The sequence below is a fragment of the Streptomyces chartreusis NRRL 3882 genome (genome assembly GCF_900236475.1).
Classification (GTDB): domain Bacteria; phylum Actinomycetota; class Actinomycetes; order Streptomycetales; family Streptomycetaceae; genus Streptomyces; species Streptomyces chartreusis_D.
In genome coordinates, this window is the sequence record NZ_LT963352.1 from 3660400 (window position 1) to 3684389 (window position 23990).

The window sequence follows — 23990 nt, forward strand, 5'->3', positions numbered from 1 at the left end:
GCGGCCGGTCGTCGAACAGAAAGGGCTCCGGCGAGGCCTCGTCGGCGGGAGATCGCCCGCGGAGCCGGGGGCGGACGGCCGGTCCCTGGCTGAAGATCGCCCAGGCCGTGCGGTCGATCCGGACTGTTGTTCAAGGGTTTGCCCGGTGTTGTTCAGTCTGTGGAACGTCCGTGCCGCGCACGTTTCCGGTCTGAAACGATGGGGCCCATGAGCGCTGCAACCCCTCCCACCGAGCGCCGGGTCTCCGCCCGAGTCGGCGCGATCTCCGAGTCCGCCACCCTCGCCGTGGACGCCAAGGCCAAGGCCCTCAAGGCCGCCGGGCGGCCGGTGATCGGCTTCGGCGCCGGTGAACCCGACTTCCCGACTCCGGACTACATCGTCGAGGCCGCGATCGAGGCCTGCAAGAACCCGAAGTTCCACCGCTACACGCCGGCCGGCGGTCTGCCCGAGCTGAAGGCCGCGATCGCCGCGAAGACGCTGCGCGACTCGGGCTACGAGGTCGACGCGTCGCAGATCCTCGTCACCAACGGCGGCAAGCAGGCCATCTACGAGGCCTTCGCCGCGATCCTCGACCCGGGCGACGAGGTCATCGTGCCCGCGCCGTACTGGACGACGTACCCGGAGTCGATCCGGCTGGCCGGGGGTGTCCCGGTCGAGGTCGTCGCCGACGAGACCACCGGCTACCGGGTGACCGTCGAGCAGCTGGAGGCGGCCCGTACGGAGAAGACGAAGGTCGTCCTGTTCGTCTCGCCGTCCAACCCGACCGGCGCGGTCTACAGCGAGCAGGAGACCGAGGCGATCGGCCGCTGGGCCGTCGAGCACGGTCTGTGGGTGATGACCGACGAGATCTACGAGCACCTGGTCTACGGCGACGCCTCCGCCGTGTCGCTGCCGGCGGTGCTGCCCGAGCTGCGCGACAGGTGCATCGTGGTGAACGGTGTCGCGAAGACGTACGCGATGACCGGCTGGCGGGTCGGGTGGATCATCGGCCCGAAGGACGTGGTCAAGGCCGCGACGAACCTCCAGTCGCACGCCACGTCGAACGTCTCCAACGTCGCCCAGGCCGCCGCGCTGGCCGCCGTCTCCGGCGACCTGGTCGCCGTCGAGAAGATGCGTGAGGCGTTCGACCGGCGCCGGAAGACCATCGTGCGGATGCTGAACGAGATCGACGGCGTGGTGTGCCCGGAACCGGAGGGTGCGTTCTACGCCTACCCGTCGGTGAAGGCGCTGGTCGGCAAGGAGATCCGGGGTCGGCGGCCCAAGGACACGGTCGAGCTGGCCGCGCTGATCCTGGAGGAGGCCGAGGTCGCGGTGGTGCCGGGTGAGGCGTTCGGCACGCCCGGGTACCTGCGGCTGTCGTACGCGCTGGGTGACGAGGATCTCGTCGAGGGTGTGAGCCGGATGCAGAAGCTGCTGGCGGAGGCGCGGGACTGACGTCCGCTTCGCCGGTCTCCGGCTCTGGGGCACATACCGAATCCGGTATGTGCCCCATTTGTTTGTGCGAGCAAGACCACGAAAGGGGAAACCGCTACCGGGACCGCTGAGGCGTACGGCAGGATCCTGGGATGGAGCGTGTACGTGATGTCTCTGAGCTGCCGAAAGCCCACCTGCACCTGCACTTCACCGGGTCGATGCGGCCCTCGACCGTGCTGGAACTGGCCGACAAGCACGGCGTGCGTCTTCCCGACGCGCTGACCGATGCGCTGGTCGGCGGAGAGCCGCCGAGACTGCGGGCCACGGACGAGCGGGGCTGGTTCCGCTTTCAGCGGCTGTACGACGCGGCGCGCTCGTGTCTGCGTGAGCCGGAGGACATCCAGCGGCTGGTGCGGGAGGCCGCGGAGGAGGATCTGCGGGACGGGTCGGGGTGGCTGGAGATCCAGGTCGATCCGACGTCGTACGCACCGCGGCTGGGCGGGTTGATCCCGGCGCTGGAGATCATCCTGGACGCGGTGGAGACGACGTCGCGGGACACCGGGCTCGGGATGCGGGTGCTGGTCGCGGCGAACCGGATGAAGCACCCGCTGGACGCGCGCACCCTGGCGCGGCTGGCGGTGCGGTACGCGGACCGGGGGGTCGTCGGGTTCGGGCTGTCGAACGACGAGCGGCGGGGCATGGCGCGGGACTTCGACCGGGCGTTCGCGATCGCCCGGGAGGCCGGGCTGCTGTCGGCGCCGCACGGGGGCGAGCTGGCGGGGGCGTCGTCGGTGCGGGACTGTCTGGACGACCTGGGGGCGAACCGGGTCGGGCATGGTGTGCGGGCGGCGGAGAACCCGCAGCTGCTGCGGCGGCTGGCCGAGCGGGGTGTGACCTGTGAGGTGTGCCCGGCGTCGAACGTGGCGTTGGGGGTGTACGAGAAGCCGGAGGACGTGCCGCTGCGGACGTTGTTCGAGGCGGGTGTCCCGATGGCGCTGGGCGCGGACGATCCGCTGCTGTTCGGCTCCCGGCTGGCGGCGCAGTACGAGATCGCGCGGCGGCATCACGGGTTCACGGACGAGGAACTGGCGGAGGTGGCGCGGCAGTCGGTACGGGGGTCGGCGGCGCCGGAGGATGTGAAGACGAAGCTGCTGGCCGGGGTGGACGACTGGCTGCTGTCGTAGCGCCCATCGGGTGGCCGGGGAGGCCGTGCGCGGGTGCGGGCCGCCCTAGCTGCGGGCAGTCGTGCCGCTGGGGCGGCACGGGTGGGCACAGCGGCGCCCCGTACCGCCGGGCTGCGGGCCCGCCCGGCCTCGGTACCGGTGCAGGGTGCCTACAGGCTGACCCCGACCGTCACCGGCTCGTTCACCAGCGTGATCCCGAAGGCCTCGCGGACCCCGGACACGACCTCGCGGGCCAGGGCGAGCAGATCCTCCGTGGTCGCCGAGCCCCGGTTCGTGAGGGCCAGCGTGTGCTTCGTGGAGATACGGGCCGGCCCGTCGCCGTACCCCTTCGTGAAGCCCGCCTTGTCGATCAGCCAGGCCGCGGAGGTCTTGGTACGGCCCTCACCGGCCGGATACGCGGGCGGCTCCACCCCGTCTCCGAGCCGGTCACGCACACGCGCGCGGAACGTCGCGAAGTCGGTGTCCGTGAGGATCGGGTTGGTGAAGAAGGACCCGGCCGACCAGGTGTCGTGGTCCTCGGGGTCCAGGACCATGCCCTTGCCGGCCCGCAGCTTGAGAACCGTGTCACGGGCCGAGGCCAGCGGGACGCGGTCGCCGGCTTCGACACCGAGGGCACGGGCCGTCTCGGCGTACCTGAGGGGGGCGGAGAGACCGCCGGCGTCCTCCAGGGAAAAGCGGACGCGCAGGACCACGTATCGCTCCGGGTCGGACTTGAAGCGGCTGTGGCGGTAGGAGAAGGCGCAGTCCTCGTTGGCCAGGGTGACCGTCTCACCGGTCCGGCGGTCGTAGGCGACGACCTCCGTGATCGTCGAGGAGACCTCCTGGCCGTACGCCCCGACGTTCTGGATGGGGGTCGCGCCCGCCGAGCCGGGGATGCCGGCCAGGCACTCGATGCCGGCCAGGCCCGCCTCCACCGTGCGGGCGACGGCGTCGGTCCACACCTCGCCGGCGGCCAGCTCCAGCCTGGTGCCGTCGAGGGAGTAGCCCTTGGTGGCGATGACGAGGGCGGTGCCCTCGAAGCCCTTGTCGCCGATGACCAGGTTCGAGCCGCCGCCGATGAGGAGCAGCGGGGTGCCCGTCTCGTCGGCTTCGCGTACGACGGCGATCACCTCGTCGTCCGTCGTCGCGGTGATCAGGCGGGTCGCGGGGCCGCCCAGCCGGAAGGTGGTCAGCGGGGCGAGAGGGGCGTCGTGGAGTTCCTGCACGGGCTCAAGAGTACGAGACGGCACTGACCGGCTCCGGCACGCGTGGGTGCGGCCCCCGTCCGGGAGACGAGGGCCGCACGCGCGCGTGGTGTCGTTCAGGGCAGGCGGCGCAGCGCCTCCGACCAGGAGAGCGGGAGGTCGTCGCTGCTCGCCTGCCACGTGGTGAAGCTCGCGTCCCTCATCTGCGGGGCCAGGCCCCGGGCAGCGGGTCCGTGGGCGCCCGTGCGGACGAAGTCCTGGAGTGCGGCCTTCGACTCCCAGGCGGACAGCGTCCAGAAGGTCCGTTTGAAGGGCTTGGCCTTCAGAGTCGCCCCGTAGACGCCGGGGCTGCGGCGCACCTGGCGCCAGACGGCGGGCGTCCCGGCGAGGAACTTCAGCGCTCCCCACAGGGTGCGCGTCTCGAAGCGGGAGGCGAAGACGTGCACCTCGGTGTCGCGGGGCGGGGTGTTGGGGACGGTCCAGGGAAGGGTGGGCATGCTGTTCCTCCTTCGGGTCGTCGGGGTCAGTGGGAAGCGGTCTCCAGCACGGGTGCCGGTTCGGCCGGGACGGCCTGCCGCTCGGTGCGTCGCCGGGTCGGGATCAGCAGGGCTGCGACGCCCGCGAGGGCGACCACCGCGGAGCCCGTCACGAGAGCGGGGCGCATGCCGTCGACGAAGGTCTGACCGGTCTCGTAGCCGCCCTGTGCCGCGAAGATCGACGCCATGACCGCGATGCCGAGCGCTCCGCCCACCTCGCGCAGGGCGTTGTTGGCACCGGAGGCGATGCCCTGCTCCGAGGGCCGGACGCTGGACATCACCAGGTGCGAGGCGGGGGCGAAGAACAGGGCCATGCCGATGCCGCTGACGAGCAGGGCGGGCAGCTGGGCGGCGTAGGAGGCGTCGGCCGTGGCCACGACCGACATGTAGCCGAGGCCCAGGGCCTGGAGGAACAGGCCCGCGGCGACGACCGGGCGGCCGCCGATGCGGTCGGCGAGGATGCCGGCGATCGGGGCGACCAGCATCGGCATGCCGGTCCAGGGCAGCATCCTGAGGCCCGCCTCGGTGGGCGAGTAGCCGAGGACCCCCTGCATGTACTGGCTGAGCAGGAAGATCGAGCCGAACATGCCGAGGAACATCAGCAGGCTCGCCGCGTTGATGCCGGAGAAGGCCCGGGAGCGGAACAGCCGCATCGGGAGCATGGGGTTGGCGGCGCGCGTGCTGTAGAGGACGAATCCGGCGAGCAGCGCGGAGCCCGCGAACAGGCCCGTCAGGACCATCGAGCCGGTCCAGCCGTCGACGGGGCCGCGGACCAGGCCGTAGACGATGCCGAAGAGGCCGCCGCTGGCGAGCAGGGTGCCGGGGATGTCGAGCGGGGCGCCGGTGCCGTGGGACTCGGCGAGGCGGAGGCGGGCGAGGGGCAGCAGGGCCAGGCCCAGCGGGACGTTCAGCCAGAAGATCCACTGCCAGGAGATGTGCTCGGTGAGGGTGCCGCCGACCAGCGGCCCGGAGGCGACGGCGAGTCCGTTGACTGCTCCCCAGATGCCGTACGCCATGCCCCGCTTGGCGGCGGGCACGGCCGCGGTGAGCAGGGTGAGCGTGAGCGGCATCATCACCGCCGCGCCGACGCCCTGGATCGCGCGGGCGGCGATGAGGGAGTCGATGCCGGGTGCCAGGGCCGCCGCGGCGGAGGCGCCGGTGAAGACCGCGAGCCCGGCGGTGAAGAGCCGGCGGCGGCCGAACCGGTCGCCGAGGGCCGCGCCGAACATCAGCAGGACGGCGAAGGTGAGCGTGTAGGCGCTCACGGTCCATTCCAGATCGTGCAGACCCCCGCCGAGGTCCTCGCGGATGGAGGGCAGGGCGGTGGTGACGACGAGATTGTCGAGGGCCGCCATGAATCCGGCGACGCTGGTGATGACGAGGGCCCAGGCGGCTCCCCCGCGGCGTGCTGTCTGCTGTGACATCTCTCCCCCAGAGAGGTGATTCGCTTGATCGGTTAGTTATTGACCACTAACTTTCGAGATCATGAAAAAAGCGCAGCACTCTCGCCTTCCCTGTCAGATCTCCAACCGGCCCTTGAGCCGCGCCGACGGGTACAGCCCCTCCCAGACGCGGTGCTCGGGAGGGAAGCCCATGGCCGCCAGGCAGTTGACGAGCATCCCGTAGGCCATGAAGGTCGTCGTCTCGTTGACGTCGGCACCCAGCGGCAGGTGAACCGTGTCCCACAGCCGCATCCAGCCGGCGCGCACCGACTCGCCGAACTCGTGGTCGCCCTCTTCCTCGGCGGCCTTCACCGCGACGTACATCTGCATCTGCATCATGAGCCGCTCGGGCCGCTCCGCGATGACCTTGGTGTACGCGTTCCCCATGGCGTGCAGGGCCTCTTCGCCCTCGAGCCCCTCCGAGGCGTCCGCGAAGGTGCGGATCGTGTCCTCCACACACCGCTCGGCCGCCGCCAGGAAGATCGCCTTCTTGCCGGGGAAGAGCCTGAAGAGATACGGCTGCGAGACCCCGACCCGTCGGGCGATCGCCTCGGTCGACGTGCCGTGGTAGCCACCGCGGGCGAATTCGATCATCGCCGCACGGATGACGCTCTCGCGCCTCTCCTCCGCGCTCATCCTGACCATGCGAGTAAGTTAGTACTCAATCACTAACTACGTCAAGCGGCTGCCGCTGATCGCATACGGGTAAGGGGCGCCCCGCGATGGAGGACGCCCCTTACCCGGCAATCTGCCGTCTCAGGCCAGCCGCACGACCGCACGCGACATGCCCAGCACCTTCTGCCCGGCGCTCGTCGCCGTCAGGTCCACGCGGACCGTGTTGTCGTCGAGCTTGGCCGCGACCTTGCCGCTGACCTGGATCTCGGCGCCCTTGTCGACGTTGGGCACGACCACGGGCTTGGTGAAGCGGACGCCGTACTCGACGACCGCGCCCGGGTCGCCGGCCCAGTCGGTGACCACGCGGATCGCCTCGGCCATGGTGAACATGCCGTGCGCGATGACGTCCGGCAGGCCGACCTCCTTGGCGAACTTCTCGTTCCAGTGGATCGGGTTGAAGTCGCCGGAGGCGCCCGCGTACTGGACGAGGGTCGCGCGGGTCACCGGGAAGGTCTGCGCGGGCAGTTCGGTGCCGACCTCGACGTCGGAGTAGGAGATCTTCGCCGTCATGGGATCGCTCACGCCTCCTCGGCCGCGCGGGCCACGAGCTTGGTCCAGGCGGTCACGACGTGCTCGCCGGCCTCGTCGTGGACCTCGCCGCGGATGTCCAGGATGTCGTTGCCCGCGAGGGACTTGATCGCCTCGATGGTGGAGGTGACCGTGAGCCGGTCGCCGGCGCGGACCGGACGGCGGTAGGCGAACTTCTGGTCGCCGTGTACCACTCGGCTGTAGTCCAGGCCGAGCTGGGGGTCCTGGACGACCTGCCCGGCGGCCTTGAAGGTGATCGAGAAGACGAAGGTCGGCGGCGCGATCACGTCGGGGTGGCCGAGCGCCTTGGCGGCCTCCGCGTCCGTGTACGCCGGGTTGGCGTCCCCGACCGCCTCGGCGAACTCACGGATCTTCTCCCGGCCCACCTCGTAGGGCTCGGTGGGCGGGTACGTCCGCCCCACGAAGGACTGGTCGAGCGCCATGGCCCGGCACCTCCTGGTTGCGCTACTGAACGGTACGGGTCCTTCAACGACGCGAGGCCGCTCCCGATCACTCGGGAACGGCCTCGCGTACGAGCCTGATTTATCGCGTTTCGCGGTGCGCGGTGTGCGCGTTGCAACGCGGGCAGTGCTTCTTCATCTCAAGACGGTCCGGGTTGTTACGCCGGTTCTTCTTGGTGATGTAGTTCCGCTCCTTGCACTCCACGCAGGCCAGCGTGATCTTCGGGCGGACGTCGGTGGCAGCCACGTGAGTGCTCCTAAGACGAACGGATGGACTGTTTAACGCAAGAAGAGTAGCCGATCGAAGGACCGACCCCACAATCGGCTACTGTCAGTAGCGGTGACCGGACTTGAACCGGTGACACAGCGATTATGAGCCGCTTGCTCTACCGACTGAGCTACACCGCTTTGATGTGGTGGGCCCCGCCTCGCGACGGGAACCGTTCACACCAGAGCCCCAAAACGGAATCGAACCGTTGACCTTCTCCTTACCATGGAGACGCTCTGCCGACTGAGCTATTGGGGCGAGCGATGAAGACATTACACGCTCCGCCGCCGTTCGCCCAAATCCGTTTCGGGGTACCCGCCCGGGCCACACGCACTGCCCTCACAGCAACCTCGCGTGTGCCTCCGGTTCCGTACGACGGACCACGCCGGTACGACTATTGCGCTCCTCCCCGCTCCGGGCGGGAGGCCGTCCTAGGCTCGACTCACTCTGAGTGATCATGCGTCCTCGCGTCCGCAGCCGAGCCCCAGGAGCGCGATGCCCGACAGCCAGCCGCAGCCACCGCCGCCCCCGTCGTCCTCGCCGGGTCCGGCCGACCCGTCGTCGCTGCTGCTGTGCGGGGCACGGCTCACCGACGGCCGGACCGTGGACGTACGGCTGGGCCGCGGGCGGATCGAGGCGGTCGGCACGGCCGGCAGCCTGGCGGCGGGCGGCACGCGCGCGTGCGGGGCGCGAGTGGATCTCGGCGGCTATCTGCTGCTGCCGGCCCCGGTCGAGCCGCACGCCCATGCCGACACGGCGCTGTCGGCCACCGCCGGGGGCCCGGTCTCGCACGAGCCCCAGCACGTCCAGCGCCGCGCGACCGAGGCCGCGCTGCTCCAGCTCGCGCACGGGGCGACGGCGGTGCGGGCCCACGTGCGGGTGGGGGACGTCCAGGGGCTGGGCGTGCTGGAGGCCGTACTGCAGGCGCGGCGGGCGCTGCGGGGGCTGGCCGAGCTGACGACGGTGGCGATGCCCCGGGTGCTGACCGGGGTGGCCGGGGCGGACGGGCTGGCGGTGCTGCGGGACGCGGTGAAGATGGGCGCCTCGGTGGTGGGCGGCCGACCGGATCTCGACCCGGATCCGACGGGGTACGTGGAGGCGGTCCTGGAGGTGGCCTCCGAGCACGGCTGCCCGGTCGACCTGCACACGGACGCCGGGGATCCGGCCCGGCTGGCAAGGCTCGCGGCGATGGCGGGCGGGCTGCGTCCCGGCGTGACCCTCAGCCCGTGCGGCGATCTCGGCCGGCTGCCCTCCGAGGTGGCCTCGCGGACCGCGGACCAGCTGGCGGCGGCCGGGGTGGCGGTGGTGTGCCTGCCGCAGGGCGGCTGCGGTGGCGTGGACCGGCGGGGCGCGGCTCCGGTACGGCTGCTGCGCGCGGCCGGGGTGCGGGTGGCCGCCGGGAGCGGGGCGCTGCGGGACGTGTCGAACCCCGTGGGCCGCGGTGACCCGCTGGAGGCGGCGTTCCTGCTGGCCTCGCGCTACGGCCTGTCGCCCGAGGAGGCGTACGACGCGGTGAGCGGGTCGGCGCGGGTGGTGCTGGGGCTGCCGGAGGTGCGGGTGGAGGCGGGTTTCCCGGCCGAGTTGCTCGCGGTGCGCGGGGACGGGCTCGCGGGAGCGCTGTCGCTGGCGTACAGCCGGGTGGTGGTGCACCGGGGGCTCGTGGTGGCGCGGACCAGCGCGGTGCGGGAGTACTGCAGTTCGGCGGCTTCGGTGGAGCTGGGGCTGCCGCGGCAGGGGCGGGGGCAGTTGTCGTAGGGCTTGTCGTAGGGCCCGTCGTAGGACTCGTGGCGGGTGGGGCGCCGGGGCGTGGGTCAGGGGGTGGCGTCGGGCGTGGCGCCGGGGTGTGGGTCAGGGGGTGGCGTCGGGTGTGACGTCGGGGTGTGGGTCAGGGGGTGGCGTCGGGTGTGACGTGGGGGTGTGGCTCAAGTCGTGCGGCGGATGGGGCTGTCCGGGCGTACGGTCGAAGGCATGCGCACTGTCATCGCTGGTGGTCATGGTCAGATCGCGTTGCGGCTGGAGCGACTGCTCGCCGCGCGCGGAGACGAGGTCGCGGGGATCATCCGCAAGGCCGAACAGGCCGACGATCTGCGGGAGGCCGGTGCCGAACCGGTCGTGCTCGACCTGGAGTCGGCGTCCGTGGACGAGGTCGCGGAGCGGCTGCGGGGTGCCGACGCGGCGGTGTTCGCTGCGGGCGCGGGCCCGGGCAGCGGGGCGGCCCGCAAGGACACGGTGGACAAGGCCGCGGCGGTCCTCTTCGCGGACGCGGCGGTGAAGGCGGGCGTACGGCGCTTCGTGATCGTGTCGTCCATGGGCGCCGATCCGCGGCACCAGGGTGACGAGATCTTCGACGTGTACCTGCGTGCCAAGGGCGAGGCGGACGCGTACGTGCGCGGGCTGGACGCCCTGGACTGGACGATCCTGCGCCCCGGTCAGCTCACCGACGACGCCGGCACCGGCCTCGTGCGCCTGGAGGCGCACACGGGCCGCGGGCCGATTCCGCGTGACGACGTGGCCGCCGTGCTGGCGGAGCTGGTGGACACACCCGCGACGGCCGGCCTCACGCTGGAGCTGATCAGCGGGCCGGCTCCGGTGTCCGTGGCGGTGAAGTCGGTGGCGGGGAACTGACGCCGCCGGGACGCCCCCTAGAACAAGGGCAGTTGGCCGGGGAAGTCGGGCACCGCGTAGCCGTCCAGGGAGGGCTGTTCGGGGCCGAGCCGGGCGTGGCGGCGGGAGCCCGGGCATGAGGTGAGTTCGCCGTGTTCCCGGGCGCCGGGCGGGTCGTGGCGCGCGTACCGCCCGGCGACGACGGCGATCTCGCGACGGCACTCGGGGCAGGTTCTGCGTCGGGAGGACATGGGGCCAGTGTGCCGCGGGGGCGGCTCGCGTATGCCTGTGGCCCGTCTCGCTGTCTTCTCCGTCTGCGTACGGTGCCTCCACCCGGGCGTACGGTGCCTCCATCCGGAATTAATTGCTTAAGTCAATCAATTGGCTTAGTTTGGACGGGTCGCGCTGTCCCTGACGCCCCCTACGGAGGCCCGGCCATGTCCCAAGCCCTTCCCCGATCCGCCGACGACGGGAGGACCGCCGCACCGCGGGCGAACGCCGTCGTGGCGGTCCTGGCCTTCGGCGGGATCGTGGTCTCGCTGATGCAGACCCTGGTGATCCCGATCGTCCCGGAGCTCCCCCGGCTGCTGAACGCCCCGGCGTCGGACACCGCCTGGGCCGTCACCGCCACGCTGCTCGCCGCCGCCGTCGCCACCCCGATGACGGGGCGGCTCGGCGACATGTACGGCAAGCGGCGGATGCTTCTGATCAGCCTGGTCATGCTGGTGGCCGGGTCGGTGACCGCCGCGCTCAGCGACTCGCTCGCCCCGATGATCGTCGGACGGGCACTGCAGGGCCTCGCGTCCGGTGTGATCCCGCTCGGCATCAGCATCATGCGGGACGAACTGCCCGCCGAGCGGCTCGGCTCGGCGACCGCGCTCATGAGCGCCTCCCTCGGAGTCGGCGGCGCCCTCGGGCTGCCCGCCGCCGCGCTGATCGCGGACAACTTCGACTGGCACGCCCTGTTCTGGGCCTCGGCCGGGCTCGGTGTCGTCGCCCTCGTGCTGGTGCCGGCAATCGTGCCCGAGTCGGCGGTACGCACCGGCGGGCGCTTCGACCTGATCGGCGGCGCCGGCATGGCGGCGGGGCTGGTGTGTCTGCTGCTGGCGATCTCCAAGGGTGCCGACTGGGGCTGGAGCAGCGGCACCACGCTCGGTCTCTTCGCGGCGGCGGTCGTCGTCCTGCTGGTGTGGGGCTGGTGGGAACTGCGCGTCCGGGAACCGCTGGTCGACCTGCGCACCACCGCCCGCCGTCAGGTGCTGGTCACCAATCTCGCGTCCATCGCGGTCGGGTTCGCGATGTTCGCGATGTCCCTCGTCATTCCGCAGCTCTTGCAGTTGCCTGAGGCGACCGGCTACGGGCTCGGCAGGTCGCTGCTCGTCGCCGGTCTGACGATGGCGCCGTCCGGCCTGGTCATGATGGCCACGGCGCCGGTCTCCGCCGCCCTGTCGAAGGCCAGGGGACCGAAGATCACCTTGATGATCGGCGCCCTCGTCGTGGCCGCCGGGTACGGGCTGAACATCGTGCTGATGTCCGAGGTCTGGCACTTCGTGCTCGTCACCTGCGTCATCGGCGCCGGTATCGGCTTCACCTACGGTGCGATGCCCGCGCTCATCATGAGCGCCGTGCCCGCCTCGGAGACGGGCGCGGCGAACAGCCTCAACACACTCATGCGGTCCATCGGTACGTCGACCGCAAGCGCGGTGGCCGGGGTCGTCCTGGCGCAGATGACGACGGCCTTCGGGCAGACCGCCCTGCCGTCCCAGAACGGGTTCAGGGTTGTCCTGGCCATCGGGGCCGGGGCCGCGCTGCTCGCCTTCGCCGTCGCGTCGTTCATTCCGCGGCAGCGGGTGGCGGAGGGAGCGGCCGGGGCGGTGGAGGGGGCGACCGAGGCGGCGCGGGCGACCGAGATGGCGGCGGGGGCGGCGAGCGAGGGACCGGTCGCGGTGACCGGGATCCCCGTGCGGGGGCGGGTTCTGGGCGCCGAGCGGATGCCGGTCGCCGGGGCCGCCGTGACGTTGATCTCGCTCGGCGGAAAGCAGCTCGGGCGGGCGGTCTCGCGGGACGACGGGGCGTACGACCTCGGGGCGCCGGGCGCCGGCTCGTACGTGCTCGTCGCCTCGTCGGAGGGCTGCCAGCCGCAGGCCTCGACGATCGTCGTGGCCGATGAGCCGGTGGCGTACGACGTGCTGCTGAGCGGCACCAGCTGCCTGGCCGGTGTGGTGCGGTCCACGGACGGCGGCACGCCGGTCACCGAGGCCGTCGTCATCGTGACGGACGTGCGCGGGGACGTACTGGCCACCGCACGCACGGACGTGCTGGGCGAGTTCACCGTCACCGACCTGGTGCCCGGCCCGGTGACCGTCGCGGTCAACTCCCCCAAGCACCGCCCGCTGGCCCAGGTCGTCGAGGTCGGCGGTGCCGGGACCACCCGGGTCGGGCTGGAGTTGCGGCCCGGCGCGCAGGTGCGGGGCACGGTGCGCGGAGCGGGCGCTCCGCTGAGCGACGCGCGGGTGACCCTGGTGGACGCGGCGGGCAACGTGGTCGCCACGACGCGGACCGGCCTCGACGGGGCGTACGCCTTCTCCGATCTGGACACCGGTGCGTACACCGTCATCGCGACGGGTTACCCGCCGCAGGCGGCGTCGGTGACGGTCTCGGGCACCGGCGTGGACGACCACGACATCGAACTCGCCCACGCCGGCGAGTAGATCGCCGCCGCCCGGAACGCGCCAGCCCCGCGAGGAGGCAGGCGCCTCATCGGGTCACACGGGACGTGCTCAGCCGGTTGTCGCCGCGCCGAACCACCGCGGCAGCCGGTCGAGCAGTTCCCGCTGGTCCTCGCCGACCCACGCCACATGGCCGTCCGGCCGCAGGAGCACCGCGGGCACGTCCAGTTCCTCGCTGACGTCGACGACGTGGTCGACCCGGTCCGCCCAGCCCGCCACCGACAGCCGGCCGGTCTGGTCGAGCAGGAGACCGCGGCCGCCGCGCATCAGCTCGTAGAGGCGACCCCGCTTCAGCGTCACGTCCCGCAGGCGCCGGCCGAGGAGTTCGTGGCCCTCGCCGAAGTCGTAGCGGACCGAGATCGCCGTGATCTTCTCGATCAGGTAGCGGTTCACCTCCTCGAAGTCCATCAGCTCCTCGACCAGCCGGCGCACGGCCTGCGGCCCCGGCTCCGAGCTCAGCAGCTCGGTCTGCGCACGGGTGTTGTCCAGCACGGCGGCGGCCACCGGGCGCCGTTCGGCGTGGTAGCTGTCCAGCAGTCCCTCCGGTGCCCAGCCGCGCACTTCGGCGGCCAGCTTCCAGCCGAGGTTGAAGGCGTCCTGGATACCGAGGTTGAGCCCCTGCCCGCCGGTCGGCGGGTGAATGTGCGCGGCGTCGCCGGCGAGCAGCACCCGGCCGACGCGGTAGCGCTCCGCCAGCCGGGTGGCGTCGCCGAAACGGGACAGCCAGCGCGGCGAGTGCACGCCGAAGTCGGTGCCGGCGAAGTGCCGCAGCCGCTGCTTGAACTCCTCGAGGGTGGGCGGCGCCGAACGGTCCTCGGACACCCCTTCGGCAGGCACGATGACGCGGTACCTCCCCTCCGCGAGGGGCATGGTGCCGAACCGCCACTGCGTCTTGCGGACCTCGGCCACCGCTGCCGCCATCTCCTCCGGCGGCACGCCCACCTCCATCTCGCCCAGCAGCGTCTCGATCCTGGCGGGCTCGCCGGGGAAGCCCACGCCGAGCTGTTTGCGCACGGTGCTGCGGCCGCCGTCGCAGGCCACGAGGTAGCGCGAGCGCAGCCGTGTGCCGTCGGCCAGCTCCGCCGTCACACCGTCGTCGTCCTGACTCAGCCCCACCAGCTCGCAGCCGCGCCGGATCTCGGCGCCGAGGCCGGCGGCGTGCTCGGTCAGCAGGCGCTCGGTGACGCTCTGCGGGATGCCGAGCACGTACGCATGCGCGGTGTCCATCCGGGCGGGCCACGTCTTGCCCATGCCGGCGAAGAACCCGCCCGTCTCGTGCTTCCGACCGAGCGAAAGGAACCGCTCCAGCAATCCGCGCTGGTCCATCAGCTCGATGCTGCGCACATGGAGGCCGAGCGCGCGGGACTGCCCGGTCGGTTCGGCCAGCTTCTCCAGCACGACCACGTGCATGCCGCGCAGCCGCAGTTCGCCGGCCAGCATCATCCCGGTCGGTCCCCCGCCGACCACGATCACGTCCACCATCACAGCCCCCAATTTCCCCGGTTTCGGCTTCGGCCGGTGATTCTGCGCGATGAGGGGGGCCTTGCCGCAAGGCCCCCCTCGTGCTATAAGTTGAGAGTGGCAAGGAGAGATGAGCTCCTTGCCTTTTCTTTTTTCTTCTCATTCGATGAGGCAGGCGTCATTCGATGACGCGCGCGGCGACCGAGAGGCCGCCCAGAGCCCGTCCGAGCAGCTGGGCCGCCCTGTTTGAGGGCCGGCCGCGACCGCACGGGACCATCGCCGGCCTGGGCGCGGTGCCGGGTGCATACCGCGCCGATATTCTTTGCGCCGTTGCACTTAATCGTTCTTTCGGGGAAACAGAGAATTTCCCGGACTGGTTCGCATTGCGTCGGCGACTAGGTGTATTGACCCGCAGGGTTGTTCACGCGGGTGATGGGTGGCTTGCCTCCGAGTGCGGTGTGGCAGCGGTGGTGGTTGTAGGTGTGCAGGAAGTCTGTCAGAGCTGCAGTCCGCTCGGTGTTGCTGGTGTAGGGCCGCAGGTAGGCCCATTCGTCGAGCAGGGTGCGGTTGAAGCGTTCGACCTTGCCGTTGGTCTGCGGCCGGTAGGCGCGGGTGAGCTTGCCGGTCGCGCCGAGGTCGGCCAGGGCCTGCTGCCAGGCGAAGCTTTTGCGGTAGGGCCAGGCGTTGTCGGTCAGGACCCGTTCGATGCGGTCGATGCCGCAGGTGGTGAAGAAGGCTGCGGCCCGGCGGAGGAAGTCTGCGCAGGTGGCGGCCTTCTCGTCCGGATGGATCTCGCTGTAGGCGAGGCGGGAGTGGTCGTCGACGGCGGAGTGGACGTGGTCGAAGCCCATGCTGGTGCGGGTGGCGCGGCCGGCTTGTCGGCCGAGGACTTTGTGGCCGCCGCCGTCGGGGATGCGGCCGAGTTTCTTGACGTCGACGTGGATCAGCTCGCCGGGGCGGGCGTGCTCGTAGCGGCGGATGATCTGGCCGGTGGGCCGGTCCAGGAAGGCCAGGCGGTTCAGGCCGTGGCGGACCAGGACGCGGTGGACGGTCGAGGCGGGCAGGCCCAGGATCGGACCGATGCGGGCCGGGCCGAGCTTGCGGTCCTGCCGAAGACGGCACACGCGGGCTTCGATCGCCCCTGCCGTGCGGTGCGGTGTCGTGCGCGGACGGCTGGACCGATCGTGCAGTCCTTGCTCGCCTTCAGCCCGCCAGCGGCGCATCCACTTGTGCGCGGTGACGCGGGAGATGCCCATCTCGGCGGCAACATGGGCGACAGGGCGACCGGTGCGGACACGTTCGACCAGCAGCCGCCTGCCGTGAACGGTCAGCCGGGCATTACGGTGGAACACGAAGGCCTCCGTGCGGTGAAGATTCGACACCTCCACCACACACGGGGGCCTTCGCCACGATCAAGACCGGCCCCCGTTAACAACGCTCGTGATCAATACAACTAGGCCGTGATGCGCTCCTCACTCGTTTGGAAACTCACCCTTGCTTTTCCCATCCGGAGTTTTCTCCCGCCGCTGACCGTGCTGGCTTTCACACCACAGGCCGCTGCACTTCGCGGGTCGGGCTCCGCATGCCGAGGGCGGCGGCGAAGCAGCGCAGGTTCTCCGGCACCGTCAGATCCGCGTGGACCGACGGCGCTTGGGTGACGTAGCCGACGCGGGTCCTCACCTGCGGGGCCACTGCGCACCGCGCTCGTGTCGGGGCACCGGCGAGCATCGTCCTGGCCCGTGAAACACCTCACCCTGCCCGGAGGCGCCACCACATACGAAAGACCCCCTCTCAACTGCGGAGACGCAGTTGAGAGGGGGTCTTCCCCAGTGTGGCGGCGCCAGGATTCGAACCTGGGAAGGCTGAGCCGGCAGATTTACAGTCTGCTCCCTTTGGCCGCTCGGGCACACCGCCGGGGTTGCTGCCCGTCGAACCGCCTTCCGCGGCGGCGCTCCGTGGCAACGACGTAAACAATACCTGATGTGGAGGGGTGCTTCGCCACCCGATTGATCGGCGCCCGTACGGCGGGGGGTGGCTAGGCTTGTCCGGATGCGGCCCGGGACCTGAACAGGCCCGGCGGCCGCCCACGTACGCCGGTACGCACGATACGCACCCCGATACAAGGAGCCACAGGACATGGCCGACTCCAGTTTCGACATCGTCTCGAAGGTCGAGCGGCAGGAGGTCGACAACGCACTCAACCAGGCCGCCAAGGAGATCTCGCAGCGCTACGACTTCAAGGGCGTGGGTGCCTCGATCTCGTGGTCCGGCGAGAACATCCTCATGGAGGCGAACTCCGAGGACCGGGTGAAGGCGATCCTCGACGTCTTCCAGTCCAAGCTGATCAAGCGCGGCATCTCGCTGAAGGCTCTGGACGCGGGCGAGCCCAAGCTCTCCGGCAAGGAGTACAAGATCTTCGCGTCGATCAAGGAGGGCATCTCCCAGGAGAACGCGAAGAAGGTGGCGAAGACCATCCGCGACGAGGGCCCCAAGGGCGTGAAGGCGCAGGTGCAGGGCGAGGAGCTGCGGGTCAGCTCCAAGAGCCGTGACGATCTTCAGGCCGTCATCGCGCTGCTGAAGGGCAAGGACTTCGACTTCGCCATGCAGTTCGTGAACTACCGGTAGGTCCGGTCGGCCCCTCGGGGCTCCCGGCCCGCACGGGTGGGGTCCCGGTCCGCACGGTGACGAGGAAGGGTGGGCACCTGCTGGGTGCCCACCCTTCTCGCCCGCTGGCTGCGGTCGATGGGTGCGGGCGGTGCGGTGTGTGCCGGCCGTGGGCGATGGGCGCGCGCCTGACGTGGGCCGCGGGCGCGGTCAGTCGCGGGAGTTGCCGAACAGGAGGCGGTAAGCGATCAGGAGAACGAGCGATCCGCCGATCGCCGCGGCCCAGGTCGCGCCGTCGTAGAAGTCCTTGGTGATCGGGTGGTCCATCCAGCGGGCCGATATCCAGCCGCCGATGAACGCGCCCGCGATGCCGATCAGAGTCGTGCCGATGAGTCCGCCCGGGTCACGCCCCGGCAGCAGGAACTTCGCGATGGCTCCGGCCAACAGTCCCAGGATGATCCAGCTGATGATGGTCATGCCGTGAACCTGCCCTTTCACGCTGTGCCCGCACTGTCCCGGCCATGTGATCTTGCTCCCGGCAGGCCGTGCTCGTGCGTCGTACGCCGGGCGTTCCGCGTGCGTCGTCCTCGCCGCGCGCGTTCACGCCGTCTTGGTGGGAAGGACGCCCTGGCCGCACCCACCGGTTGCACCGATCAGTAGGGTGCGACGCATGACAGCCTCCGATCCCGGCCTGCGTCGCACTCTCGGCGTCGGGGACGCCGTCGTCATCGGACTCGGCTCGATGGTGGGAGCCGGAATCTTCGCCGCCCTCGCGCCCGCGGCACACGCGGCCGGCTCCGGACTGCTCCTCGGGCTCGCCGTCGCCGCCGTCGTCGCGTACTGCAACGCCATGTCGTCGGCGCGACTCGCCGCCCTGTATCCGGCTTCGGGCGGGACGTATGTGTACGGGCGTGAGCGGCTCGGGGAGTTCTGGGGGTATCTCGCGGGCTGGTCGTTCGTGGTCGGGAAGACGGCCTCCTGTGCGGCGATGGCGCTCACCGTGGGCACGTACGTCTGGCCGGGGCAGGCGCACGCGGTGGCGGTCGCGGCCGTGGTGGCGCTGACCGCGGTGAACTACGGCGGTGTCCAGAAGTCCGCGTGGCTGACGCGGGTGATCGTGGCGGTGGTCCTGGCTGTCCTCGCTGCCGTGGTCGTCGGGTGTCTGGTGTCGGGCGAGGCCGATGCCGGGCGGCTGGACATCGGGGCCTCGGACGGTGTGGGCGGTGTCCTTCAGGCGGCCGGTCTGCTGTTCTTCGCGTTCGCCGGGTACGCCCGGATCGCGACGCTCGGTGAGGAGGTACGGGACCCGGCGCGCACCATTCCGCGAGCGATCCCGCTGGCACTGGGCATCGCGCTGGTGGTGTACGCGGGCGTGGCGGTGGCTGTCCTTTCGGTGCTGGGGTCCGACGGTCTGGGGGACGCGACAGCGCCACTGGCCGACGCCGTGCGGGCCGCCGGGATGCCCTGGCTCGTGCCGGTGGTGCGGATCGGTGCGGCCGTGGCCGCGCTGGGGTCGCTGCTCGCCCTGATTCTGGGTGTCTCACGGACGACGCTGGCCATGGCCCGGGACCGGCATCTGCCGGGAGCGCTGGCGGTCGTGCATCCGCGCTTCCAGGTGCCGCACCGGGCGGAGCTCGCCGTGGGTGCGGTGGTCGCGGTCCTGGCCGCCACGGTGGACGTCCGGGGCGCGATCGGGTTCTCCTCCTTCGGGGTGCTGGCGTACTACGCCGTGGCCAACGCCTCGGCCTGGACGCTCGATTCGGCGCCGACGGCACGGGTGGTGCCGGTGGTCGGGCTGCTCGGGTGCGCGGTGCTGGCGTTCTCGCTGCCTGGTGTTTCGGTGGTCGTGGGGGCGGGCGTGCTGGTGGTGGGGGTGCTCGCGTACGGAGTGCGGCGGTGGGTGCGGGCGGGGGCCGGGAAGGGGTAGGGCTGCCCTCTTGGCTGTGTTCGGGGGTTGCTGCCCTGCGGCCGGGGCTTCTTGGCGACGGGACTTCCGTGCGGCGGCCCGGGCCTCTGGCTGAGGTCGGGGGCTTCTCTGCGGCGGTCCCGATTCATCGGCCGCTGCTGGGGCCCGCTCGGTCGCTGTCCGTCAGGGGCACCTCACCGGGTCGTCCGCCGGCTCGGGACGTGAAGTCCAGCCGGGTCGGTGGGTGTTGTGGGCCTGGGTCGGCACTCGTGTCGGCAACTGCTCGATCGCGGTCATGGATTCATGATGCGGACCTCCACCGACAGCCGGGCGGGCCTGTGGATAACCCCGGGGACTGTGGAAACCGAGCCGCGTTGCCCCGCCGTCAGCGCACCGCGAACGGCTCGTTCGTCCGCACGATGTCGCGGCCCAGCGGGAGCAGCGAGACCGGAATGAGCTTGAAATTGGCGACGCCGAGCGGGATGCCGATGATCGTGACGCACAGCGCGATGCCGGTGACGATGTGGCCGAGGGCCAGCCACCAGCCCGCCAGTACCAGCCACAGCACGTTGCCGACGCAGGACGGCGCGCCCGCGTCGCGACGCTCGACCGTCGTGTACCCGAAGGGCCACAGGGCGTAGACGCCGATGCGGAAGGCCGCGATGCCGAACGGGATGCCGATGATGGTGATACAGAGGAGCAGGCCCGCGGCCATGTAGGCGAGGAACAGCCAGAAGCCGCTCAGGACGAGCCATATGACGTTCAGGATGGTCTTCACTGGCTCCCACCTGCCATCTTCTCGAGTCGGGAGATGCGATCCGCCATCGGCGGGTGCGTGGAGAACATCTTCGAGAGACCCTGACCGGGCCGGAACGGGTTCGCGATCATCATGTGGCTGGCGGTCTCGATGCGCGGCTCGGGCGGCAGCGGGAGCTGCTTGGTGCCGACTTCGAGCTTGCGCAGGGCGCTGGCCAGGGCGAGCGGGTCGCCGGTGAGCTGGGCGCCGGAGGCGTCCGCCTGGTACTCCCGCGAGCGGCTGATGGCCAGTTGGATGAGAGAGGCGGCCAGCGGGCCCAGGATCATGATCAGCAGCATGCCGAGCAGGCCGGGACCGTCATCGTCGTCAGAGCGCCCGATCGGGATCAGCCAGGCGAAGTTGACCAGGAACATGATCACGGAGGCCAGGGCACCGGCGACCGACGAGATGAGGATGTCGCGGTTGTAGACATGGCTGAGCTCGTGGCCGATGACGCCACGCAGCTCGCGCTCGTCCAGGAGGCGCAGGATGCCGTCGGTGCAGCACACGGCGGCGTTGCGCGGGTTGCGGCCCGTGGCGAAGGCGTTGGGCGCCTCGGTCGGGGAGATGTACAGGCGCGGCATGGGCTGGCGGGCCTGCGTGGAGAGCTCGCGGACCATGCGGTAGAGCCCCGGGGCCTCGAACTCGCTCACCGGGCGGGCGCGCATCGCGCGCAGGGCCAGCTTGTCGCTGTTCCAGTACGCGTACGCGTTGGTGGCCAGCGCAACCAGGACGGCGATGACGAGCCCCATACGGCCGAAGAAGCTGCCGATGACGATGATGAGTGCGGACAGCCCCCCGAGAAGGACTGCTGTCCTGAGCCCGTTGTGCCGGCGGTGCACGGTACGCCCTCCAAGTGGTGCGGTAGGGGGACCCTTGCTTGCTGGTCTGCGGTGCCACTGGTGCCCTGATGTCACGTCCAGTGGACCCTCCCGTACTGGTCAACGCCAGGCGGGAGGCACTAGTTCCCTTGTGCGCGCGGCGGCGGGTGTGGACCGTCCGGGTGAACGGCGCCGGGACGCGCCACGCGCGCGTGGAGGGCCGGGTGCCCCACGCGCGCGTGTCGAATGCCGCCGTTGTTCAGAACAGGGCGGTGTCGGTGAAGCGCAGGACGAGCTGGGGTGCCCCGGAAAGGGCGATGCCGAGTGCGCCGGTCAGGGCGATCGCGGCGGTGAGCGGGACGGAGGCGCGGTGCTTCTCGGGTTCGCCCTCGGGGGCGCGGAAGAGCAGGGCCGTCCACTGGAGGTAGTAGTACAGCGCGATGACGACGTTGACCGCCATGATCACGGCCAGCCAGCCGAGGCCGGCGTCGACGGCCGCCGAGAAGACGGTGACCTTGGCGAAGAGGCCGATGATGCCCGGCGGCAGCCCGGCGAGGCAGAGCAGGAAGAACGCCAGGAGCAGCGCGGACAGGGGGCTCGACGCGTAAAGGCCGCGGTAGTCGGAGACACGGTTGAGGGCCTTCGTCCGGCCGACGAGCGCGGCCACGGCGAAGGCGCCGAGGTTCACGGCGCCGTACATCAGGGCGTAGGCGACGGTGGAGCCGATCGACTTCTCGGCGTCCCCGGAGTACGCGGCGGCCGCGATCGGCACCAGGAGGTAGCCGGCCTGGCCGACGGACGACCAGGCGAGCAGGCGTACCGCGCTGTACGCGCGCGTGGCCTGCTGGCGCAGGGCGCCGACGTTGCCCACGGTCATGGTGAGCGCGGCCAGGGCGGCCAGGGCCGGGCCCCAGACGTCGGCGTACGACGGGAGGGCGACGACCGTGACGAGGATCAGACCGCTGAAGCCGACCGCCTTGCCGATGACCGACAGGTAGGCGGCGATGGGCAGGGGCGCCCCCACGTAGGTGTCGGGCACCCAGAAGTGGAAGGGCACGGCGGCCGTCTTGAAGGCGAAGCCGACGAGGGTGAGGACGACGCCGGTCTGGGCGAGCGTGTGGAGCTGTCCGTCGACGTTCTGGATGCGGTCGGCGACCTGGGTGAGGTACAGGGTGCCCGTGGAGGCGTACACGAAGCTGATGCCCATGAGGCTGACCGCGGTCGCGGTGACCGAGGACAGGAAGAACTTCAGGGCCGCTTCGGAGGACTTCCGGTCGCCGTGCCTGAGGCCGACCAGCGCGAAGGCGGGCAGCGAAGCGACCTCCAGGGCGACGATCAGGGTCGCGAGGTCGCGGGAGGCGGGCAGGAGGGCGGCGCCGGCCGCGGAGGACAGCAGCAGGAACCAGTACTCCCCTTCGGGCAGCTCCTTGCGGGCGTCCTTCAGGGCGGTGACCGACAGGAGGGCGGCGAGGAGGGCGCCGCCGAGGACCAGGAACTGGATGATCAGCGTGAAGCGGTCGGCCGTGTAGCTGCATACGGTGGCGTCGCCGGTCAGGCAGAAGGTGCTGCGGTCACCGTCCAGGAGGGGCAGCAGCATCAGCGTGGCGGCGGCCAGGCCTGCCACGGACGTCCAGCCGAGCAGCGTCTTCCGGTGCTCGGCGACGAACAGGTCGGCGACCAGGACGACGAGTCCGACGACCGCCGCGAGGGTGGGCGGCGCGATCGCGAGCCAGTCGACGGACTGGACGACGGACGCGGCCAGGGGCTGGGCCGGGGAGCTCATCGGGTGCCTCCTGCGAGGAGCTGCTGGACGGCCGGGTTGCTCAGGCCGAGAAGAGCCTTGGGCCACAGGCCCGCGACGACGGTGAGGACGACGAGCGGGGTCCAGGCCGCGAACTCGTACGAACGGACGTCGGTGAGCCTGGGGGCGTCCTGCGGCAGGGCGCCCATGCAGACACGGCGGACGACCACCAGCAGGTACGCGGCCGTCAGCAGCGTGCCGAACGCGCCGATCGCCATGAAGGTGAGGAACGCGGGACGGCTGAGGCCGGCTGCGGGCTGGAACGCGCCGAACAGGGCCAGCATCTCGCCCCAGAAGCCGGCAAGGCCCGGCAGGCCGAGCGAGGCGACGGCGGCGAAGGCGAGCAGGCCGCCGAGGCGCGGCGCCTTGCCGTAGAGCGCGGCTCCGGTCTCCTCGGCGAGGGTGTCGAGGTCGGTGGTGCCGGTGCGGTCCTTCAGGGCGCCGACCAGGAAGAACAGCAGACCGGTGATGAGGCCGTGGGCGATGTTGGCGAACAGGGCGCCGTTCACGCCGGTCGGGGTCATCGTCGAGATGCCGAGGAGCACGAAGCCCATGTGGCCGACGGAGGAGTAGGCGATGAGGCGCTTGAGGTCGCCCTTCGCGCCCTGCTTGGCGAGAGCCAGGCAGGCCAGGGATCCGTAGATGATGCCGACGACGGCGAGCGCCGCGAGGTAGGGCGCGAAGGTGCGGAAGCCGTCCGGTGCGATGGGGAGGAGGATCCGGATGAACCCGTACGTACCCATCTTCAGCAGGACACCGGCCAGCAGGACCGAGCCGACGGTCGGCGCGGCGGTGTGGGCGTCGGGCAGCCAGCTGTGCAACGGCCACATCGGCGTCTTGACCGCGAGGCCGATCCCGATCGCCAGAACGGCGATGACCTGCACCGATGCGGTCAGCGACCGGCCGTTGTCAGTGGCGAGTGCCATCATGTCGAACGTGCCCGCCTTGAGCCCGATCAGGAGCAGGCCGAGCAGCATGACCACGGAGCCGAGCAGCGTGTAGAGGATGAACCGCCACGCGGCCTGGCTCCTGCCCTCGCCGCCCCAGCGGGCGATGAGGAAGTACATCGGGATGAGGACCATCTCGAAGGCGAGGAAGAACAGCAGCAGGTCGAGGACGGCGAAGGTCGCGAGTGTCCCCGACTCCAGGACCAGCAGCAGCGCGACGAAGGCCTTCGGGCCCGGGCCTTCGGCCCGCGGCGTCAGCCGCTGATCTTGCTGCTTGAAGTACGAGTAGAGCGCGCAGAGGAAGGTCAGCAGCGCCGTCAGGACCAGAAGGGGGAGGGAGATGCCGTCGATGCCGAGGTGGATGCGCACGTCGAGTGCGGGGATCCAGCTGATGTCCGTGCTGGCCTGCATCCTCGACGGCTGGTCGTGGTCGAAGCCGAGCGCGAGGACGATCGCCGCGATGAGGACCGCGCCGGTGACGGTGACGCCGTGCCGGAGCACGGCCTGCTCGGGTGACTTCCCCTTCAGCCCGGGCGGGGCCGGCAGGAGAGCCGCGACCGCGCCGAGGAGCGGCCCTACGACGACGAATGCCAGAAGGAACTGCATCACGGACTCGTTGATATCGATCAC

The 23990-nt window shown here is 70.9% G+C and carries 23 protein-coding genes and 3 tRNA genes; 7 read left to right on the plus strand and 19 right to left on the minus strand.

Translation table 11 applies throughout. The features are described 5' to 3' along the window. Positions 1–207 precede the first annotated feature (207 nt). Together SCNRRL3882_RS16310 and SCNRRL3882_RS16315 are read left to right on the plus strand one after the other, a co-directional pair. Positions 208–1434 (plus strand): pyridoxal phosphate-dependent aminotransferase, encoded by a 1227-nt coding sequence (locus tag SCNRRL3882_RS16310; RefSeq protein ID WP_010036802.1) that lies wholly within the window; start codon positions 208–210, stop codon positions 1432–1434. Positions 1435–1565: 131 nt separating this feature from the next. Continuing rightward, on the plus strand, positions 1566–2597 hold the full coding sequence (locus SCNRRL3882_RS16315) for an adenosine deaminase (RefSeq protein ID WP_010036803.1): 1032 nt from the start codon (positions 1566–1568) through the stop codon (positions 2595–2597). A gap of 149 nt (positions 2598–2746) precedes the next feature. Here SCNRRL3882_RS16315 and SCNRRL3882_RS16320 read toward each other — a convergent pair whose 3' ends face one another. From SCNRRL3882_RS16320 to SCNRRL3882_RS16360, 9 genes are all read right to left on the minus strand, one after another. Continuing rightward, a complete protein-coding gene (locus tag SCNRRL3882_RS16320; RefSeq protein WP_267880836.1) occupies positions 2747–3826 on the minus strand; it encodes a UDP-N-acetylmuramate dehydrogenase in 1080 nt (359 codons plus the stop codon). A 71-nt stretch (positions 3827–3897) separates the two neighbouring features. After that, positions 3898–4278: a hypothetical protein gene (locus tag SCNRRL3882_RS16325; protein ID WP_010036807.1), complete on the minus strand. Its 381-nt coding sequence runs from the start codon at positions 4276–4278 to the stop codon at positions 3898–3900. A 26-nt stretch (positions 4279–4304) separates the two neighbouring features. Next, on the minus strand, positions 4305–5741 hold the full coding sequence (locus SCNRRL3882_RS16330; protein ID WP_010036808.1) for an MFS transporter: 1437 nt from the start codon (positions 5739–5741) through the stop codon (positions 4305–4307). A gap of 93 nt (positions 5742–5834) precedes the next feature. Beyond that, on the minus strand, positions 5835–6404 hold the full coding sequence (locus tag SCNRRL3882_RS16335; RefSeq protein ID WP_010036811.1) for a TetR/AcrR family transcriptional regulator: 570 nt from the start codon (positions 6402–6404) through the stop codon (positions 5835–5837). A 111-nt stretch (positions 6405–6515) separates the two neighbouring features. Further along, positions 6516–6944, minus strand: coding sequence for a MaoC family dehydratase (locus SCNRRL3882_RS16340; protein ID WP_010036813.1), 429 nt, complete (start codon positions 6942–6944; stop codon positions 6516–6518). Positions 6945–6952: 8 nt separating this feature from the next. Beyond that, positions 6953–7405: a MaoC family dehydratase N-terminal domain-containing protein gene (locus tag SCNRRL3882_RS16345; RefSeq protein WP_010036815.1), complete on the minus strand. Its 453-nt coding sequence runs from the start codon at positions 7403–7405 to the stop codon at positions 6953–6955. Between the two features lie 100 nt (positions 7406–7505). Beyond that, a complete protein-coding gene (rpmG, locus tag SCNRRL3882_RS16350) occupies positions 7506–7670 on the minus strand; it encodes a 50S ribosomal protein L33 (protein WP_003948671.1) in 165 nt (54 codons plus the stop codon). Positions 7671–7758: 88 nt separating this feature from the next. Further along, positions 7759–7831 (minus strand) — tRNA-Met (locus SCNRRL3882_RS16355). 45 nt (positions 7832–7876) lie between these two features. After that, positions 7877–7949: transfer RNA gene (locus tag SCNRRL3882_RS16360), tRNA-Thr, on the minus strand. Positions 7950–8186: 237 nt separating this feature from the next. Here SCNRRL3882_RS16360 and SCNRRL3882_RS16365 point away from each other — a divergent pair. Both SCNRRL3882_RS16365 and SCNRRL3882_RS16370 read left to right on the plus strand, forming a co-directional pair. Continuing rightward, on the plus strand, positions 8187–9446 hold the full coding sequence (locus tag SCNRRL3882_RS16365) for an amidohydrolase family protein (RefSeq protein ID WP_010036827.1): 1260 nt from the start codon (positions 8187–8189) through the stop codon (positions 9444–9446). Between the two features lie 213 nt (positions 9447–9659). After that, positions 9660–10316, plus strand: coding sequence for an NAD(P)H-binding protein (locus tag SCNRRL3882_RS16370; RefSeq protein ID WP_010036829.1), 657 nt, complete (start codon positions 9660–9662; stop codon positions 10314–10316). 17 nt (positions 10317–10333) lie between these two features. Here SCNRRL3882_RS16370 and SCNRRL3882_RS16375 read toward each other — a convergent pair whose 3' ends face one another. Continuing rightward, a complete protein-coding gene (locus SCNRRL3882_RS16375; protein WP_010036831.1) occupies positions 10334–10546 on the minus strand; it encodes a hypothetical protein in 213 nt (70 codons plus the stop codon). Positions 10547–10732: 186 nt separating this feature from the next. On the opposite strand from SCNRRL3882_RS16375, the gene SCNRRL3882_RS16380 reads away from it, so the two are divergent. Next, positions 10733–13006: an MFS transporter gene (locus tag SCNRRL3882_RS16380; RefSeq protein ID WP_010036835.1), complete on the plus strand. Its 2274-nt coding sequence runs from the start codon at positions 10733–10735 to the stop codon at positions 13004–13006. A gap of 69 nt (positions 13007–13075) precedes the next feature. Here the strand turns inward: SCNRRL3882_RS16380 and rox are convergent, their stop codons facing one another. The 4 genes from rox to SCNRRL3882_RS16400 form a co-directional block, all read right to left on the minus strand. Beyond that, complete coding sequence (rox, locus tag SCNRRL3882_RS16385) at positions 13076–14506, minus strand: rifampin monooxygenase (protein WP_010036837.1); 1431 nt, start codon at positions 14504–14506, stop codon at positions 13076–13078. 374 nt (positions 14507–14880) lie between these two features. Then, positions 14881–15837 carry an IS481 family transposase gene (locus SCNRRL3882_RS16390; protein ID WP_102514952.1) on the minus strand — a complete coding sequence of 319 codons (957 nt, stop codon included), beginning with the start codon at positions 15835–15837 and terminating at the stop codon, positions 14881–14883. 190 nt (positions 15838–16027) lie between these two features. Next, positions 16028–16165, minus strand: a complete 138-nt coding sequence (locus SCNRRL3882_RS41335) for a hypothetical protein (RefSeq protein ID WP_197709813.1) — start codon at positions 16163–16165, stop codon at positions 16028–16030. A gap of 152 nt (positions 16166–16317) precedes the next feature. Beyond that, positions 16318–16399, minus strand: a tRNA-Tyr gene (locus SCNRRL3882_RS16400). Between the two features lie 222 nt (positions 16400–16621). Here SCNRRL3882_RS16400 and SCNRRL3882_RS16405 point away from each other — a divergent pair. Beyond that, complete coding sequence (locus SCNRRL3882_RS16405; RefSeq protein WP_010049223.1) at positions 16622–17110, plus strand: YajQ family cyclic di-GMP-binding protein; 489 nt, start codon at positions 16622–16624, stop codon at positions 17108–17110. Between the two features lie 189 nt (positions 17111–17299). On the opposite strand, the gene SCNRRL3882_RS16410 is transcribed toward SCNRRL3882_RS16405, so the two are convergent. Beyond that, on the minus strand, positions 17300–17566 hold the full coding sequence (locus SCNRRL3882_RS16410; protein ID WP_010049225.1) for a GlsB/YeaQ/YmgE family stress response membrane protein: 267 nt from the start codon (positions 17564–17566) through the stop codon (positions 17300–17302). A 193-nt stretch (positions 17567–17759) separates the two neighbouring features. Here SCNRRL3882_RS16410 and SCNRRL3882_RS16415 point away from each other — a divergent pair, with 193 nt between their 5' ends. Then, a complete protein-coding gene (locus SCNRRL3882_RS16415; RefSeq protein ID WP_010049226.1) occupies positions 17760–19016 on the plus strand; it encodes an APC family permease in 1257 nt (418 codons plus the stop codon). Between the two features lie 364 nt (positions 19017–19380). Here SCNRRL3882_RS16415 and SCNRRL3882_RS16420 read toward each other — a convergent pair whose 3' ends face one another. The 4 genes from SCNRRL3882_RS16420 to SCNRRL3882_RS16435 all read right to left on the minus strand — a co-directional run bounded on the left by SCNRRL3882_RS16420 (position 19381) and on the right by SCNRRL3882_RS16435 (position 23990). Further along, positions 19381–19773, minus strand: a complete 393-nt coding sequence (locus tag SCNRRL3882_RS16420) for a YccF domain-containing protein (RefSeq protein ID WP_010049227.1) — start codon at positions 19771–19773, stop codon at positions 19381–19383. Continuing rightward, positions 19770–20633 carry a zinc metalloprotease HtpX gene (gene htpX, locus SCNRRL3882_RS16425; RefSeq protein WP_010049228.1) on the minus strand — a complete coding sequence of 288 codons (864 nt, stop codon included), beginning with the start codon at positions 20631–20633 and terminating at the stop codon, positions 19770–19772. Before htpX ends, SCNRRL3882_RS16420 begins: the two co-directional genes overlap by 4 nt. A gap of 238 nt (positions 20634–20871) precedes the next feature. Then, entirely contained in the window at positions 20872–22395 is a 1524-nt protein-coding gene (locus SCNRRL3882_RS16430; RefSeq protein ID WP_010049229.1) for an NADH-quinone oxidoreductase subunit N, read from the minus strand. After that, positions 22392–23990 (minus strand): complex I subunit 4 family protein, encoded by a 1599-nt coding sequence (locus tag SCNRRL3882_RS16435; RefSeq protein WP_010049230.1) that lies wholly within the window; start codon positions 23988–23990, stop codon positions 22392–22394. Before SCNRRL3882_RS16435 ends, SCNRRL3882_RS16430 begins: the two co-directional genes overlap by 4 nt.